The organism is Secundilactobacillus malefermentans, assembly GCF_008033155.1.
Lineage (GTDB): Bacteria > Bacillota > Bacilli > Lactobacillales > Lactobacillaceae > Secundilactobacillus > Secundilactobacillus malefermentans.
Window position 1 is genome coordinate 1,273,705 of the sequence record NZ_CP042371.1, and the last position, 18,836, is coordinate 1,292,540.

11 protein-coding genes are annotated in these 18,836 nt (G+C 41.7%); 9 read left to right on the forward strand and 2 right to left on the reverse strand.

The genetic code is table 11. The annotated features are described in order from the left end of the window. Positions 1-65 precede the first annotated feature (65 nt). From FGL90_RS06145 to FGL90_RS06165, 5 genes are all read left to right on the forward strand, one after another. Entirely contained in the window at positions 66-1,367 is a 1,302-nt protein-coding gene (locus FGL90_RS06145; protein WP_147657354.1) for a GntP family permease, read from the forward strand. A gap of 15 nt (positions 1,368-1,382) precedes the next feature. Continuing rightward, positions 1,383-2,525: a glycerate kinase family protein gene (locus tag FGL90_RS06150; RefSeq protein ID WP_010620250.1), complete on the forward strand. Its 1,143-nt coding sequence runs from the start codon at positions 1,383-1,385 to the stop codon at positions 2,523-2,525. A gap of 105 nt (positions 2,526-2,630) precedes the next feature. Continuing rightward, entirely contained in the window at positions 2,631-3,863 is a 1,233-nt protein-coding gene (locus FGL90_RS10645) for an S-layer protein (RefSeq protein WP_147657356.1), read from the forward strand. Between the two features lie 125 nt (positions 3,864-3,988). Beyond that, on the forward strand, positions 3,989-5,212 hold the full coding sequence (locus FGL90_RS06160; protein WP_147657358.1) for an S-layer protein: 1,224 nt from the start codon (positions 3,989-3,991) through the stop codon (positions 5,210-5,212). 364 nt (positions 5,213-5,576) lie between these two features. Next, positions 5,577-6,260 (forward strand): hypothetical protein, encoded by a 684-nt coding sequence (locus FGL90_RS06165; RefSeq protein WP_133278313.1) that lies wholly within the window; start codon positions 5,577-5,579, stop codon positions 6,258-6,260. 55 nt (positions 6,261-6,315) lie between these two features. On the opposite strand, the gene fucP is transcribed toward FGL90_RS06165, so the two are convergent. Together fucP and rbsD are read right to left on the reverse strand one after the other, a co-directional pair. Beyond that, positions 6,316-7,671 carry an L-fucose:H+ symporter permease gene (gene fucP / locus FGL90_RS06170; protein WP_010620247.1) on the reverse strand — a complete coding sequence of 452 codons (1,356 nt, stop codon included), beginning with the start codon at positions 7,669-7,671 and terminating at the stop codon, positions 6,316-6,318. Positions 7,672-7,732: 61 nt separating this feature from the next. Further along, positions 7,733-8,128: a D-ribose pyranase gene (rbsD, locus tag FGL90_RS06175; protein ID WP_010620246.1), complete on the reverse strand. Its 396-nt coding sequence runs from the start codon at positions 8,126-8,128 to the stop codon at positions 7,733-7,735. Positions 8,129-8,548: 420 nt separating this feature from the next. Between rbsD and rbsK the strand changes: the two genes are divergently transcribed. The 4 genes from rbsK (at position 8,549) to FGL90_RS06195 (ending at position 18,809) form a co-directional block, all read left to right on the forward strand. After that, the gene (gene rbsK / locus FGL90_RS06180; protein WP_010620245.1) at positions 8,549-9,466 is read left to right on the forward strand and encodes a ribokinase; all 918 of its coding nucleotides are present in this window, start codon (positions 8,549-8,551) and stop codon (positions 9,464-9,466) included. Between the two features lie 44 nt (positions 9,467-9,510). Continuing rightward, entirely contained in the window at positions 9,511-10,191 is a 681-nt protein-coding gene (rpiA, locus tag FGL90_RS06185) for a ribose-5-phosphate isomerase RpiA (protein WP_010620244.1), read from the forward strand. Between the two features lie 74 nt (positions 10,192-10,265). Then, complete coding sequence (locus FGL90_RS06190; protein WP_147657360.1) at positions 10,266-10,817, forward strand: GNAT family N-acetyltransferase; 552 nt, start codon at positions 10,266-10,268, stop codon at positions 10,815-10,817. 156 nt (positions 10,818-10,973) lie between these two features. Continuing rightward, positions 10,974-18,809: a DUF7601 domain-containing protein gene (locus FGL90_RS06195; RefSeq protein WP_147657362.1), complete on the forward strand. Its 7,836-nt coding sequence runs from the start codon at positions 10,974-10,976 to the stop codon at positions 18,807-18,809. Positions 18,810-18,836: the final 27 nt, after the last annotated feature.

Genomic DNA, 18,836 nt, shown 5'->3' on the forward strand with positions numbered 1-18,836 from the left:
TTATTTGAAAAGAGTTGTGATAACATCAAAAATGAATACGTTTTCATGAAAAGGAGAATTAGTTAATGACAGTTAGTTGGATTGGGGCAGTAGTAGGACTCGCATTGGCAATTATTTTAATATTATATAAATTGAATCCAGTGTATTCACTACTATTAGGAACGATTGTTGGGGCGGTCATTGGTGGCGCAAATATGGTCCAAACGACCGATATTGTAGTTGCGGGAACGCAATCCGTCATGGGCACCGTGGTCAGAGTTTTGGCTGCCGGCGTTTTGGCCGGGGTCATGATGGAGTCCGGGGCAGCAAACGTGATTGCGAAAACCATCGTGGAAAAATTAGGGGAACGGTTTGCGATTGTCTCCCTGGCACTGTCAACGATGGTGATCACGGCCGTTGGCGTCTTCATTCCGGTTGCCGTTTTGATTGTGGCGCCGATTGCCCTTGAAGTTGGCTCACGCATGAAGATTTCAAAGTTGGCACTTTTGGTAGCGCTTTCCGGAGGCGGTAAGGCCGGGAACATCATCTCACCAAACCCCAACACAATTGCAGCCGCTCATGGGTTTGGACTAGAATTAAGTGACGTGATGATTGCGGACTTTATTCCAGCACTGTTTGGACTCGCAATGGCAATCTTGTTAGCCACCCTCCTGAAATCAAAGGGTGAGATTGCTAGCAAAGAAGACTTAATCGCGATTAAAGCGGATGAACAACCCGCACCTGAGCACTTACCTTCATTTGGACAAGCGATTGTGACCCCACTGGTTGCCGTTGTTCTTCTATTATTAAACCCAATCGGGAGTATCTTCAAAATTGGTATTTTAGAAAAAGTTCAGTTGGATGCGATGTACATTTTGCCAATTGCTGGTTTAATCGGGATGTTGGCAATGAAAAAGGGCCGTTACGTTTTGGCGTATACCAAAAACGGCATGGCACGCATGACGGACGTTGTCTTAATTTTGATTGGTGCGGGGGCGATTGGCGGTTTAATTACGTCATCGACACTACCAAAACTATTCGTTAGTTTGATTCAGCATTCCGGAATCTCTGGTACATTTTTGGCACCAGTCGCCGGAATCTTGATGGCCGCAGCGACGGCCTCGACCTCAACCGGTGTTATTTTGGCCACGGGTTCATTTGGAAAATCCATCCTGTCATTCGGGGTTGCACCACTGGCCGCGGCCGTGATGGTTCACACTGGGGCAACGGTGATTGACCATTTACCACACGGAAACTATTTCCACGTGACCGCCAACGCAATGAATATGGATCTCAGCGCGAGAATGAAGTCTGTCGCTTATGAAACGGCCGTTGGGTTGACAATGACGGTGGTTGCAACGATTATGTACGGCTTCATGTTTGGATAGAGAGGATGATTAGGCATGAAATTTGTGTTAGCACCGGATTCATTTAAAGAGAGTATGACTGCCAAACAGGCGGCGACTGCCTTGGAAGGTGGACTCAAACGGGTATTCCCCGATGCCGTCTTCCAGCAGGTGCCCATGGCTGATGGCGGTGAAGGTACCGTCCAGTCCCTTGTAGATGCCACGAAGGGAACCTTTATTACCGTTGACGTGCTCGACCCACTTGGTAAACCGACTAAGGCCAGATTTGGCATGCTCGGGGATCAACAAACGGCCGTGATTGAAATGGCAGCGGCAAGTGGCATTCAATTTGTAAACGAGAAAACAAAAAATCCGTTGGAAACAACGACGTATGGAACTGGGCAACTGATTCGATATGCGGTTGAGCAACAAGGTGCCAAAAAAATCATCATCGGAATCGGCGGAAGCGCCACGAACGATGGTGGTGCCGGAATGGCCGAAGCACTGGGCGTTAAATTCTTAAATGCGAGTGGACAACCCATCCAGCGAGGTGGTGGTCATTTGGACGGCTTAGCGACCATTGATATGAGTGCAGTTCCTGACGCAATCAAACAGGTAGAAATCGACATCGCTTCTGATGTGACGAATCCGCTGACCGGCGATAAAGGCGCGTCCGCAGTCTTTGGGCCACAAAAGGGTGCCACACCAGAGATGATCAAAACGTTGGACGCTAATTTGCATCACTACGCTTCCATTATTAAGGCGCAACTTGGTCAGGACTTGGAGCAACAGCCGGGAGCTGGTGCTGCAGGTGGACTTGGAACTGGATTATTGGCATTCACCAATTCAAAAATGCAGCGCGGAGTCGACATCGTGGTTGAGATGACCCATTTGAAAGAAGCATTGAAAGACGCAGACGTAGTGATTACCGGAGAAGGGGGAATCGACTTCCAAACTCAGTACGGCAAAACGCCCACCGGAGTCTCACTCGCAGCCAAAGAAGTTAATCCTAAAGCAACTGTGATTGCGGTAGGCGGATATATTGGCAATCAACTCGATGTGCTGTATGATATGGGCATCGATTCGATCTTCCCGATTTTACCCAAGGCAATGCCGCTAAGTGAGGCGATGCATTCAGGGCAAGAGAACTTAGATCGAGTCGCTGAAAATTTGGGAAGATTACTAAAATGTTACATTTAATTCAAAAGCGTTCAGAATTAATTAAGAATAGGGGAACAAACTGGCGTAAAAGCGCTAACATGTTATAATTTGGTCGTTACTAAAAATACTAGGGGGAACCTATCAATGAACTCATCATTAAAAAAATCTCTTTATTTAGGTCTTGCCGCAGTTAGTTTTATCGCTGCCGCAGGTGCCGCAACAACTAACGCAAGCGCAAAAACTTACGCAAAAATTTCATCATACCCAGCATTATCTGCTAAAGCTGCTGACCGTAACGTTGCCTTAAACGGCACAAACGCTATTTATACTAAGGCCGGTACTTTAAAGGGTGCTAAGGTTGTTGCTTCAAAGACAACTGTTAAGAACTTAATGAAGTCAACTTCATCAAAGAAGAACTTCCGTGTATACAAGGCTGCCGTTACTAACCGTGGCTCAGTTTACTACAAGGTTGTTTCATTTGATAAAGCATACCGTGGCTGGATCTACGGTGGCAAGACTGCCAACACATTTGCTGGCGGTATCAAGAGCTACGATACATTCACTGCTGGTACTTTAACTACTGAGCAAAAAGACAACACATTTACTATTGCTAACCCAGGTACTGCAAATGACAACAAGACTGTCACTTACAAAGCTCCAGCATGGACACAATACAAGGTTGGTCGTCAAATTACTGACTCAACATCATATGCTAGTGCTAAATTCAACATCACTCAAGTTGGTACTCGTACCAAAGAGGGTGACACTTGGGTTTATGTAACTGCTGCTGATAGTGCAAACTCAGCTGCAAACGGCTGGATCTTATACAGCGGTTTGAAGAGTTCTGGTGTGACCGCAGCTGAAGGTGTTACGGTTAATTACTTGAATAAGGCAACTGGTCAACAAGTTGGAACAAAAATCATTGCAGTTCCAGCAGATAAAACTTTAGACAAGGATGACGTCAACGGGTATGTTCCTGCTGGATATTCATATGATTCAATTGGAAAAACGGCAGTTACAGCAGGTAGCACTTCAGTAGCTTATGTGAATGCTAATGCGCCATTAACAACTGCTTCAGTAACTGCAGCCAATGTTGCTGGGGGCTCAAGCGTTGCTGGACCAACATTTACTACTGACCAAAATACTAAGGTAAACGATGCCGTTAAGGCACTTAATATCTTATCTGGTCAAACCGTGACTGTTGCGCAACAACAATCAATCCTTTCAACTGCTGGGGTGTCATCATTCAATTCAGCTGATGGAAAGACGCATTATGAATTGGTAACATCAAGTTTATCAGATGTTAAGACCCCTGCAGAAACAGGAACAGCAGCTGCTTTAACTATTAATGCAAAGTACACAGTAACTACAAACTAGGTTAACTGTCTTTAAGTATAATTTTAAGAAGCCCGATTCCACTCGAATCAGGCTTCTTTTTTTCATTCTGCACCAGGCAAACTGGTATGCTTTAACTATCATCATTTCAAATGGGGGAAAATTTCATGAAAACATCCGTAAAAAAATCACTTTATCTTAGTCTAGCAGCCGTGGGTCTTATTGCTGTTGCTGGAACAGCAACGACTGTCAATGCCAAAAGCTACGCGAAGGTAACTTCATATCCAGCACTAACAGCTAAGGCGACTGACCGCAACGTTTCCTTAACAGGAACTAGCGCCATTTATACCAAGTCAGGAACGCTTAAGGGGGCCAAAGTTGTTGCTTCAAAGACGACCGTGAAGAAACTCAAAGCCTCAACGAGCTCAAAGAAAAACTTCCGAGTTTACAAAGCTGCAGTGACAAATCGTGACTCCGTTTACTATAAGATTGTTTCATTTGATAAGACCTATCGTGGTTGGATTTATGGTGGCAAAAAGGCTAATACATTTGCCGGAGGGGTCAAAAGTTTTGACACACTGACTGCTGGAACGTTGACCACTGAACAATCAACTAAAACATTCAGAATCACCAAGCCAGGTACTGCCAATGACAATAAGACAGTCACTTACAAGGCTCCTGCTTGGACGCAATACAAGGTAGGTCGTCAAATAACTGATTCGACGCCTTATGCAAAAGCTGATTTTAACATCACCCAAGTTGGCAAACGAACCCGTGAAGGTGATCAATGGGTTTACATTTCTGCAGTTGACAGTGCCAACGCCAAAGCAAATGGCTGGATTTTATACAGTGGGTTGACTACGGACGGCGTAACTGCGGCTCAAGGGGTCACTATAAATTATGTAAGTGTTGACGGTGGAACTGTGAAGAGCCAAATCCTCGGCTTTCCTCTAACCGCTGCCGCTGATGCCATCATGAACGTCACGACGACGAATCTGGTTATTCCAGAAGGGTACACGATTGCAACCTGGAGCAGCAATGCAACAAATGCCAAACGTGGCTCAACCGTGACAGCCTACGTGAAACAAAATGCCAAAACGGCAATGATCCAATTCAAACTATATGACAAGGCAACCAACAAGATTATTGAATTGAATGCGACACAACAAACTGCTTTGAATGCTGCCGAAGTTAACGCAGCTTATCAAGTTCCAATGGGTTCTTCACTATCCGTCGCAACGCAGGAGGCACTGCTTGAGGAAGCAGGACTCAAGTCATTTACGACTACGGATAATAAAACGGCAACCTTAAGGGCAGATGGAGTAGGAAAAATCAAAATTGCTGGTTCCAATGCAACCCCAACGGTTAGCGCTTATTACGACGTCAAATAATTGAAGAAAAGTTTAAAAGACCAATTCTGTGGAATTGGTCTTTTTTTTGCATATTTTCATTCAGATTGAATTTAAAGTGAAATTAATTTCTAATTAAATAGTAATTATTCTATTTTTAAAATAAATAAAGTTACTTTTGCAACGTTTTTGTTAAAAATGTCTTTACTTTGTATGCAACCTTCCGTATACTCTTAAACATTAATTATTTAGTTGATAAATCAAGCAAATTACTTGGGGAGGTTTTCACATTTATAAGCAGGTGATAGATTGTAAAGCGCACCACCAATTATATCCAGAACTCGGATACCTAACGGAGGAGTTTAAACACGAGGTTATTCTGCGAGGATATTTTGATATTTCCAACTTGTCGTTAACTAGTTTTGTGCCTTACGGTCGATTAAATTCGGTTCAGGGGTTGAATTGGGAAGACATATTAGTATTGATTCCAATCAATGAAGGCGGCAATCGCTGGACGGTCGTTTTGCATCGCGAACACGGGTACATAGCAGTGGCAAAATCGTGCAATGAAATTTTGAATGACCGGGAAGAGGATTATTTGGATCACCGGGTTTACGTCAAAAATAACTTCTCTAAAATGGCCAACGTGACCAAATTGATGCCGCGGATTATCGGCAAAAATGTTTTCATGCTTCAATTGCCACCTAAGTATCACAACAATTATAGCTGGTGTCGTTGGGACAAGAACACGATGCGGGGAGTCTTTTATCAAGAGCATGGTGAGGAACGAATGATGCTGCTCTACAAAGGTTTTATGGGTGTTTCCGCTCAAATTTCCGAGAAGGAGTTTACTCGTCGTTTGGAGAGTGCCCATAAAATTCAAACAATCATGGATCGAATTTGTCTTGAAATGTCTGAGAAAAATATGGGTAAAAATACGCCAACCTTGAATGAATTTTTAGAAATCTTTGTCAGTGATTTTGCTGGTAAATTTTCAAGCCACATCACGAGAAAAGATCTTGGTCATGCACTAAGAGAGATTCGAGTGGGAAATAAGGCGGTTATGCCTGAGTTTGAAGATTTTGAATAGGATACGAAAAAGGAGTCACAACGAATTTTCGTTGTGGCTCCTTAATTTTAATCGTTTAGTGTTCCTGTACCATTTCTGGATGTTTCTTGTCGTAACGGCCTTCTGTGAAGAAATGCAACGTAACGATTGCATAACAGATAGCTGGGACGATGAATGAGAATTGTAAAGTAGTGGCATCTGAAACTAACCCTTGAATAGCAGGGATGATGGCACCACCGATAAGTGACATAACGATGATAGCACCAGCAGTTTCAGTGTACTTCTTTTCAGTAACGGCATCCAAAGTACGAGTGTAAATGGTTGGCCATTCTGGACCGAAGAAGAAACTAGTTGCGATGGCTGCGTAAACGGCAATCATACTTGGAACAGTAAAGGTAATGACCAATGATACGATTCCTAAGAATGAAAAGGCAGTCAACGTTCCGGTAATTGAGAAACGCGCCATGATGAAGTTGGCGAATAACTTACCAACGAACCAAGCAATGTAACTGTAGACCATGAATGTTGAAGCAGCACTATCCGTAATATGATGGTTAAGTTCCAAAGCCAAACGAATCGTAAATGACCAAACGGTAGTCTGCATACCGGCGTAGATGAACTGAGCACCGACACCCTTCATGAAGCGGTAGTTATGAGTCAAGTACTTGATGGTTTCGCCAAGTGATGGTCTTTCCTCAGTCGCTTCACCACCATCGGCAGCTTGAGTCGTGGCCTTTGAACGTGGCATTGGCGTAACGGCTAAGATAATGAGCATCACGATTAACACAACCAGGATGTACTTGTATGGGCGAAGGGTTAATTGAAGCATCTTCTCACCATAAGCAATTCGTTCTGCACCGTGCATGTTGGCCATTTTTTCAGCAAGGTTACCAACAGTTCCGAAGATAAGATACTTACCAAGTAAGATACCAGCAATGTCACCAAGTGGGACCAACGTTTGGGAAATGTTCAAACGAATCGTTGAGAAACGTTTCGGTCCAAGCATTGAACTGTACGTATCACACGAGGTCTCAAGGAAACTTAGGCCAATTGCGATCGCGAAGATGGCAACTAGGAACATGCTATAAGTGGCCACGCTAGAAGCAGGGAAGAATAGCGCACAACCAATAATGTAGAAAATTAAACCAGTCATAATGGCAAATTTATAGGATTGCTTCTTTATAATTAACGAGGCCGGGATGGCAATTAAGAAATAACCACCATAGAAGGCACTTTGAACGAAGGCAGTTGAAGCATCGTTAAGTTCGAAAACCGTCTTGAATTGTGTAATCAAGATGTCATTCAAACTAGCAGCGGCACCCCAAAGTGGGAAAATTAATGAAACGATGATGAATTGGAAGATTGGTGTTTTGCTGAGATAACCATCAGCAAGTTGAGTCCAACCATGTGTTTTTTTTGCAGTAGTTTGCATTTGGAACGCTCCTTATAGTTAAGTTAAATGTTGTAAAACGATTTACGTGAGTTTAAATAAATTAGAAAGTAACGCCAGATTCTAAAATGATGTTAGAGAAGGCAGTCATTTCACCGGTACGGACAAATGCGTGCGTCTTTGCGGTGTTCTTCTTTAACTCTGAGTGAGGCATGAATTCAATTTCAACATCAGGGAGAAGATTCTTAATGGCAGTTAATTGTGAAGGGTTCTGCGTTTTGATTTCTTCAGCTAAGTAAATCTTTTGAACTTCTAACTCGCTTAAGATGTTCTTCAAAACATCAATGAAGCTAGGAAGTTGTTTCGTTAAGGCTAAGTCAATCTTTTTTGTACCCATTGGAACTGGCATACCAGCATCTCCAACACTAAGCCAGTCCATGTGGCCCATGCCAGCGATGACAGTGGATAATTCTGAGTTAATAACAGTTGTTTTCTTCAAAATGAATATCTCCTTTTTCTAAATGGCTCATCAATTGATGAAAGGTGAACATGAAGCGTTTACAAATATGTAAAAGGTAAATCGATTTACTAATGCCACCAATATCATCAAAAAATGAACGAAGTAAGTACAAGAAAGAATCTTATCATAAGATGAAATGGGTTACAACACTGATTTTCCAGTGTTTTCATATGCAAATAAATGAAAACGTACAATAACGTGCTTTAACAGCAAATTGTTAAGATAAATATTTTTATCTGGTATGAAAGCGATTAGAATAAATGTGAAATCCTGCACGAAATTTCATCGAAAAAGACTTGTAAGCACTTTCGGATTATGATAGTCTTTTTCTTAGATAGACGGGTTTACGGTTAGTAAAACGTTTTACGGAATTCAAACAAAATTTAAGGAGATTATCTAATGACTAATAAAGTGACGGTTTTAGGAAGTTTAAATGTTGACACAACCCTACGAATCAAGCGGATGCCCCAACCTGGAGAAACCCTCCAGACTGAAAATAAGAGTAGTGCCGCTGGTGGAAAGGGTGCCAACCAGGCCGTTGCTGCTGCTCGCGCCGGTGCCGAAACCAGCTTTATCGGTAAAATTGGTAAAGATAGTGCCGGTCAATTCATGGTCGAGTCATTAAAAGATGATCATATTGATACCTCAAGCATTGCAACAGATGAAACCGTTGGAACTGGATCAGCTTTCATTCTATTAGATGAAGAAGGTCAAAATAGTATCCTCGTGTACGGTGGTTCAAACCAACAAGTCCAAAAGGCTGAGGTAGAAGCAGCTGAAGACAAAATAAAGAATGCCGATTTCTTGATTGCCCAATTTGAAACACCACAAGCGGCCGCTATTGAAGCATTTAAGATTGCGAAAGCTAATGGCGTGACAACTATTTTGAACCCTGCACCTGCTGCCACAATTGATCCTGAATTACTCAAGTATTCGGACATCGTTACACCTAACGAAACTGAAAGTGCCACTTTGACGGGAATTGAAGTAACCGACGAAGCATCAATGGTTGCGAACGCAGAGAAGTTTGCCGAAATGGGCGTTAAGAACTTGATTATCACCGTTGGTAGTAAGGGTGCCTTCTACTCAACTGCTGCAGGACATGACTTTGTTCCCGCATTTACGGTTAAGGCAGTGGACACAACAGCCGCCGGTGACACATTTATTGGTGCCTTGAGCTCACAATTAAAACCAGATTTGAGCAACATTGCCGATGCACTTGTTTTTGCACAACGAGCAAGTTCAATCACGGTTCAACGTTTGGGTGCAATGCCTTCAATTCCTACTTACGATGAAATTATTGCCGCTAGCAAGTAATATAGTAGAATAGACTTAGAACGAATAGAAATGAGGCAGTTAATTTGGATCAAAATCAGTTAAAGGAATTAGTTGGTAAGGAAGCCGTTAAGTTTGTTGAGGATGGCATGATTCTTGGCTTGGGAACCGGCTCAACTGTGAAGTACATGGTTGATGCTTTGGGCGAACGCGTTAAAAACGAGCACTTGAGCATTGTTGGGGTTGCTACTTCAGACCGCACTGCCAAACAAGCCGAATCATTAGGCATTGAAATCAAGCAATTGGATGAGGTTGACCATCTAGATTTGACAATTGATGGTGCCGATGAAATCGACGACCACTTCCAAGGGATTAAGGGCGGCGGTGCCGCACACCTTTGGGAAAAGATTGTAGCCATCAACTCAACCAAGAACATTTGGATTGTTGATGAAAGCAAAATGGTCCACACACTTGGCAAGTTCCCATTGCCACTTGAGGTGATTCCATTTGGCTCAACGCACGTTCTTGAAAAATTAGACAAAATGGGCTTCCGTCCAGAATTTAGAATGAATGGTGACGAACACGTTCTGACCGATTCAAAGAACTATATCATTGACCTGCATATGGGCGAGATTGAAGACCCAGAGAAGTTAGCAAATACGCTTAACGGCATCGTGGGTGTCGTTGAACATGGGTTATTCTTGAACGTTGTCAACGAAGTTATTGTTGGCCGTCAAGATGGACCAGAAGTTCTACACGCAAGATAGTAAGCAAGTAAAAGCCGCCGAATTTTCGGTGGCTTTTTTGGTATACTTAATAAAAATGAAGTGAGGCGAGAGCAATGCCATTTGAATATCAGGTTAGTGACGAAATCGCGATTGCAATTCCGAATCCTAAAAGGGATGCAGAACCCCTTTACAAACTAGTTGAAAGCAGTCGCAAAGAATTGGGACCGTGGCTGCCATGGGCAAACAAAATGAGTTCCGCAAAGGATGAATTAGATTTTTTGGAGGAAGTCTCAGTCCATGCCGGCGAAGGGAAGTCGCTAAATTTGGTGCTGCGATATCAAAATCGACCGGCGGGGATGATCAGCTTTAATGGGTTTGATGAGTTGAGCCACAGTTCGGACGTCGGCTACTGGTTGAACACTGCCGATACCGGCAAAGGAATCGTCGGCAAGGCACTTCAAGGTATCCTCAAAATTGGGTTTGAGGAATTGGGTCTAAATAAGATTATTATTGAAGCCGCAGTTGAAAACGAACGAAGCAATCAAGTTGCCCAACGAGCAGGATTTCATTTAGACGGTGTTTCGCGATCTGGGATTTTACTGGATACGGGCTTTACAGATGTCAATATTTACTCGATTTTAAAGGACGATTGGAAATCTAAATAGGGTCATTCACTGAGGTTCTGGGATTTCCGGCGCCTCTTTTTTAGAACTTATAAACTTCATAAGCCGTTCATAATAACTTCACATGGGTTCGTTATACTCGATTTAAGAGTCGAGTAGGCAAGAGCACACGTGGGCAATTATGAAAGGATGATGATGATGAAGAAAGGAACGATAATCCAGTTCCTCGCAGTATTTACTTTGGTGCTTGGAAATATGTATCAAGGTGTATCTGCGATGGCAAGTGGTCATCGCTCTCAAGTGGAAATTGAAAGCGCGATGCTTGTTGATAAGGACGACCAGATGATTCACCAAACGGTACGTGAGGGCGATGGGGCAAAGTTGGCCTTTGACCTCGCAATTACGAACCAAGATGGTGAGCAGCCGGATGGTAAGGCTGAATTGAGTGTTTCAGACAGCCAATTACTATTAAGTAAAAAGAAACAACGATTTACGGTATCGAACTCTGACGCCGTGTTGTCTTTCGAGTACATCCGACGAACCAAAAAATATGAATTAAGTTGGCAAAATGTTGAAGGAACAACGACTTTCAACGTTTCTTTACCATTGGTTTTTGGCGCTACGATGTCTGTCGATCAACCAGAAATCATGATTGGTAGTGAGAAAGCTAATTTACAAGCAATTTCAATTGCTGGCAAGGATGCCGATGAAAAAGAGTTAGCTGAATCTGACTCAATTTTGGAGACGCTCCCAAGTGGTGTCATGTCTCGTGAAGATGTGGTAGCCGCGGCTAAAGAGGCAAAGGAAAAGCTAGATAAAGAGGCCGCAGAGGCGAAAGCCAAACAGGAAAAAGAGGCTGAAGAAGCAAAAGCAAAGAAGGCCGAACAGGAAAAAGCTGCTCGTCAGAAGGAACAAGAAAAGCAGAAGGAAGCAGCAAAGAAGGCCGAAAGCAGTGCAAAGGCCGAATCCAAGGCGAAGGCTAAGGAGGGCGAAACAGCTGCAGCGCAGAAGTCGGCTACGAGAGAGTCGAGTTCGGATGATGAAGATGGTGAAGGTGAAGGTGGTGAAACACCAACAGATCCTGATCCAGTTAATATAAGAGATAAGTTTAAAAATAGCAATGACACCCTTTTTAGTAGCATTTTTGTCACAGTTGATGGTCAAGAATCTCAAGAAATAAGTGAAAATAATAGTCTTAAGGATTTGAGTGCTGCTGAAAGTATCGCTTTAAGGTATGAATTTGACCTTAGGGAGGTAATGGAAAAGAAGCTAGATCAAGGCGAGACTATTGATGCTGGCGATGAGTATAAGTTTACGATTGAAGGTTTCGATTTTAATTCCAATAATAAGTCTGGAGACATATTTAATCAGAATAACGAAAAAATTGGAAGTTACCAGATAGAGTCACCCACAAATAAAGATGACCCATTAGAAGTGACCCTGACCTTCACAGAGGATGCTATCAGAAACGGAGCTGAGGGTCATCTAACGATTATGACAACTTACTCTGGTAGTGGTGGTAAAGTAGACTTTGAAGCCGAAGCGGGCGGTCAGTGGCTTGCTGAAGTGAAGGAAGCAGATATATCATTAAGTAAAAGTGAAGAGTGGAACGATGATGATACGATTACTTGGAAGGTCGATATTAACTCTACTAGTAAAACAGCTTTTACTGAGTTAACGCTTCAAGATGAAATTGTTCTTGGAGAAACCCTTGGCGCACATAGTTTCATCAAAGATGAAGATGGAAAAATGTGGAGTGTTGTTGAAAAGCCAAGCGGCGTGGAAGTGGAAGAAGAAGAAGTAGGAGTGGGAGAGAATTCAAATGGTCAGCTGAAAATTCGTAATTTTGCAGCAGGAAAAATTACGCTTACAGTCAAGACTAGAATTGATCGAAATTCATTTAAGGACAGTACTTTTGGAAATAAAGTTGTTCTTACGGGGACAGGCCTCCCTGACAATGGACAGCTCGAAGATACTGCGACCGTAAGCAATGTTAATCTCCGGCTTAAGAAACAGTTTGTTAAGGCAGACGGTGATAATTTTAATTGGCAAGTTAACTTCAATACAGTAGGAATTGTTGATCCGACTGGCTGGGACTTAAATGAAACGTTGACGGGTCCTCACAAGTTTGTTGATGAGGAGAGTTTCGTCCTGATCGATCAAGATGGTAATAAGATTGATAGAACTGTGACGATAGCTGTTGATGGTAAAAGTGCCGTAATAAAATTAACTGGAAGCGATGAAAATCTCACTGGTAAATTTTTTACACTAACTTACCAAACACAGTATGATCCTGATTTTACACCTGGCGCTAACGAATCAAGTACAACTGTAAACAATAAGGTGACCTGGTCTAAAGGCGTACCGGGAGAAGACGACGAAATCGGTGATGCAGGTAACGAGGTAGGCATAGGTGAGAAAAATATTAGCGCCTCATCCTTAGCCGACCGAACAGTTGATTGGGAAATTACTTATAATTTGAATAAGTACGAGGTTAAAAAGGGTAGTATTGTGGATACATTGCCTGGTGGATTTACTCTTGTAGATGTAGTGAATCCTCAAAATAGTGTAAGTATAAAGGATGATGAGGGTAACGACATTTCATCGGATAATTATACTGTTGCTTTAGAAGGTAATAAGGTTACTATTAATTTCATTAATCCGGGTGTCATAAGTAAAAAAACACTATTGGTTACGATTAATAGCAAGTATGATCCAGAAGATAAAAATCTAGAAGCATTATCCAAAAATAAAGCTACACTTTCTATGAACGGCCAGACACAAGATGTATATGCAGATTTCCAAATTCCGAAAATTATTCATGCAAACGGATTTAAGGATGGTACTGTTAACATTCCAGACCAAGACTATTCAAAAGCGTACGTAAGATGGAGAATCGGAATCAACACGCACGCACTAGACACATGGACGAATGGACAGGTCATTAAAATTGATGACGTATTAAATGATGGAGGTCAAAACTATCTTAGTTTTGATGGAGATCAAGACTTTAAGCTATATGCTCAACAACTCGGTCCGACAGGTTTGGGGGATGAGATTGAGTTAACTGAAGACCAGTATGAAATTACGAATGATGATGCCGGCAATATCACGATTACTCTTATAAATGTTGGGAATTTCGATAAAAGTTCATTACGACTCGATTTCAATACCCCAATTGATTTCGGTGATAAGAAGTTAGAAAGTGACAAATGGACATTTAAAAATAATGCGGATATCACCTATGGTTCTGAAGTTGATAAACGAAAATTAAAAGTGAGTGCCGAGGTATCTCATGCCAATTCTGGTTTCTATATTGACAAGCGCCATATCTCCACAACGGGTGGCACAATTAAGTGGCAATCAGTGATAAATGGTGGTGGAAAGAACTTAGAAGAATATGATAACGTTACAATTACCGACACAATGGCAGAAGGACTATCATTCTTGAACTCAACGTCCAACCCAATCGAACTTTATGAGGCTCAAATGAACAGTGCTGGGCAATATGAATCAACAGGTAAAAAAGTTGGTACGGATAGTTACTCATTGGAGCCAGTAGATGGGGGTGAAGGATTTAAGATTGTTTTTGATAAGGATTATCGGGTAACTAGTCCGTTAATTCTAACGTATTACTCTCAAGTAGAAAAGAAAATGGAAGCATATAAAAATACAATTAAACTTTCCTATACTGGTAGTGAGTTTGATGCTGAAGATGAAATTAAGTCTGAACATTTTGGTGCAGGCCATTTTACAAGGTTTGCCCTTAACCTAACCAAGGTTGATGCTAATGATGGAAAACCATTGGAAGGTGCAGAGTTTAAAGTTCAGCGGGCCAAGTTTAGAAATGGGGTAACACCTACTGATGCTGATTTTGAAGACTTTGTTGTAAATGATAAGGTAATGGAAGGAACCACTGATATAAATGGGAGATTAAACTTTGGTCAGCTTGATAGCATGGACTGGTATCGAGTGGTTGAAGTTACCCCACCAGGTGGGTATCAGCCTGGATATATAAGTGAGTTGCATAGATGGAGTGGAAGTGGTAATCCTTCCATTAAGTCTGAAGTAAAAAATAATGAATTAAAATATGGGACTCTTCAAATTAAAAAAACAGTTTCAAATCCAGGAACTACGAATGATACTTTCGACTTCGAAGTTATTGGGAGAGGTCCAAACTTAGAGGATGGAACTCCAGAATTACTAAATGGTGATTTTAAGGCCACTTTTTATGAAAAGGATGGTGTAGCAGTAACAAGAAGCGTAACCTTTGAAGGTGGCAAGTTGAAAAATGGTATCAAATTAAAGGATGGCGAACAGCTCTTTATCCAAGGACTTGAAACCCGGTTTAAATTTGATATAACTGAACAAAATCCTGATGGTGAGAATAGATACACTACCAAAGTTTCCGTCGACAATTTAGCGGACGTAGACTCACGTACTGTTGAAGATGTTGAAATTAAATCTAATGACACGACAACAGTTCACTTTACGAATACACGTAAAGTAACTAACTTCCGCTTGAAGAAAATCGCGAGTGATGGTAATTCTGGTAAATCATTCAACTTTACAATTCAGAGCGCCGATGAAAACGTTAAGGAAAAGAATTTCCAAACGAGGCTGAACAATCAAGATAACGGTCGTCTGACGTTTAATGAAGATGGTGTTGCAAGGGTAACGCTATACCACAATGATGAACTTGAAATTGTGGATTTACCTGAAGAGGCTAAATTAACCATCATTGAAGATAAAGATGAGGCTTATAATGCCAGCTGGCGAATTGGAAATGATGATTATGAGCAAGGTAATGAAACGGACGAAATAAATGTGAGCGAAAATCAGCTTGCAACGTTCTTGAATACACCAGTTAACACAGGAAATCTAAGTATTACTAAGGATGGATCGGCTAATATTGCTTCAGATAAGGAATTTATATTTGAAGTATCAGCTGTCGATGATGAAAATTATGCTGGTTCTGCGATGGCCATTAAAACTAATGAAAATGGCAGTTCTACGACCCAAAATATCAAGTTTGATAACGGGAAGACCCAAATTAAACTTAAATTGGGACAAATGGTTACAATTAGTGATCTAAAACTGCAGAAGTATCAAGTTAGTGAACTTTCGGAAAGCGATGATCCTTATCAAACTAAATGGCGAATCGATAGTAGTGAATTTACTGATGGTAAAATCGCAGATGCCGTTGAATTGAGTGATGATAGGTTATTTGCAAACTATGAATTCCATAATCACTTGCCGGAAACAAGCTTAGAAATTGAAAAACAAGTTACCGGTAAGGGTGATCAGTCTAAAGAATTTAAGTTTGCCATCGTCAATACGAATGGCACATTGAAAAATAAGAGTTATGCTGCGAAAGTTGATGACCGAACGATGCAGTTGAAGTTCACTGAAAAAGATGGTGAAGTTTGGTCCAACACTTTCAACCTGAAACATAATCAAAAGATGGTGGTGGAGGGTCTATCAGAAGAAGCTCAGATAAAGGTAGTTGAGATCGTTGATAAAAATAGTATGTATGATACTAGCTGGAAGACGACCAACGACGATAATGATTCGGTAGATAATGGCTCTGAAATTACTGAGGGTAATGAAGAAGATTATTATTATACTAATGAACTTAAACTTGAAGATGGTAATCGTTACTATGTTGACTATGTTAACGATCTTTCAACTTCTGAGTTGGAAGTTGAAAAGAAGGTTACCGGTAAACTTGGTGATATAGAAAAAGGCTTCAAGTTTGCTATTGTGAATACAGATGGCAAATTAGTAAACAGAAGTTTTGACGTGAAGATTGGTGATGAAAATCGTAAAATCACTTTCAAAGCACAAGGTGAAAACAGTGCATGGGCTGAATTCACCCTAAGGAACGGGCAGAGGATGCAGCTTGAAGATCTACCATCCAAAGCTAAAGTGAAGATTGTGGAAATTGTTGAAAAAGACAGTCTCTATGATACATCATGGAAACTAACGGACAAGGAAGATCTAAATGTAACCGGCGATTTCTTGACTGAAGGTGATTCCGATAATTATTACTATACTCAAGACCTTGAACTAGAATCGAATAATAAGTATACCGTGGTATACACCAATCACTTGCCATCAACTTCTCTAGAAGTTGAAAAACAAGTTACCGGTCAAAGTATTCAAAATGACCTTGAAAAAGAATTTAGATTTGAATTGATTAACACGGATGGCGAGTTAAAAGATAAAAACGTTGTTGGCTACATTGGCGACAAAAAAGTAACTCTTAACTTCAAGAGTCGTGAAGCTGGTGGCTTTTGGTCCGGTGAGTTTAAGTTGAAACACGGTGAAAAACTTGTGTTGCCAAACCTGCCAGATAAAATTTCAATGCGTGCAGTTGAGTATGGCGAGAAAAATGCTATTTACGAAACTTCATGGCAAGTTATCGGAGACGGTGTTTCAGATTCGGGAAGTACCCCAACTACTGCGGGTAACTACCGAACTAATGCATTTGAAATGAAAGATCAAGGTGAGTACAAGGTTCTCTTTACCAACCACAAGCCTTCTACCGACTTCGAACTTCGCAAGATCATTACTGATGCTGAAGACGAAGAGTTAGAAGAAACGTCCAAGTTTAACCTTCAATTTACAAATGATAAGGTTGCGGTTGCGGGAACGTACGAAACAATTGATCAAGATAAGCAAACGGGCAAAATCGTCATCGATAAAGAGGGCAATGCGACGGCACTTCTTGGACACAAGCAGAGCCTCCGAATTGTTGGTTTGCCGACTGATACTAAGGTTACCGTAGACGAACAATTGACCGACGAACAGCTTCCATATTACAAACCTAGTTGGTCAATCGGAGATGCCGATCCAGTGCGTGGCACAACCACAACTGAGATAACGTTAGATGGTAAAGATGAGTTAACTTCGGTACTCTATGATAACTGGTATGATCCAGGTGACCTGTTTATCAGTAAGAAGTTAGCGGGTAGCTACACGACTGACGACAAGCAGGACAGCTTTAAGTATACAGTCACTGCGTACAACAGTGATTCAAGCGTCAATACGTCATTTAACTACGAGTTTGGGATGACGGTTAACCGTCAAAATGGTTCGTTTGAAGAAAGAATTAAATTTAATAGTGGTGTTGCGACTGTTAATTTAAGAGCTGACGAATCAGTCCAAATTGAGAAAATTCCGACGAACACGCTGCTTAGAGTTACCGAATCCAACTACGCTGGTTACACACCTTCATACCAAATTAACCAAGGTGCCAGCGTTGATGGTGACACAACCTCACTGATTACCATTGTGGATGACAAGGTTCAAGAAGTTGACTTCACGAACCGTCGTCCAGAAGTTCCATCGAATGGGATGCTGACGTTGAGCAAACGGGTAACGGGTGACAACGCCGAAACAGATCGACTATTCGATTTCACGTTGAATATTCAAAATGCGGACGGAAGTGGATTTACAGGAACACTGAATTACACTTTCAGAACAGCATTCAGTTCAACACTCGGACAGTTACCAGTTATTAACGGAAACGCAACGATGTCACTGAAGCACGGTGATAGTGTGCAGTTCATGCTACCAACTGGAACTCATTATCAGATTACTGAAGATGATTACAGTGGGGATGGCTACACAACTAGTGCGGTTGTCAACAATACGACTGTCAACGATTTAACGGTTTCTGGGACAATTTTGGAAAATTCAGCTAACGTGGTGACTTACATGAATAGCATGGAAGAACCGGAATTCCCAAATGAGGGTGGCGACGAAGACGATTCAGAAGAGGCACAAGCACCAACTGATGAGTCAAGTTCTTCCCCAACAGTTCCAAATGCAGGTGGAAGTGAAGGTACGGGCACATCCGGAACAACGGGCACGGGAGGCGGCACAGCTGCTTCTGGTTCCGGAAAAGGGATCTTACCTCAAACTGCAGAATTCCTTGCGAATAACTGGCTGATTCTATTGGGAGGATTCATTCTTCTTAATTTAATTGCATGGCATATTCGTAATCGATATTACAAACCTAGCAAATAATCATAAGCATCAAAAAAACCAGAGTAG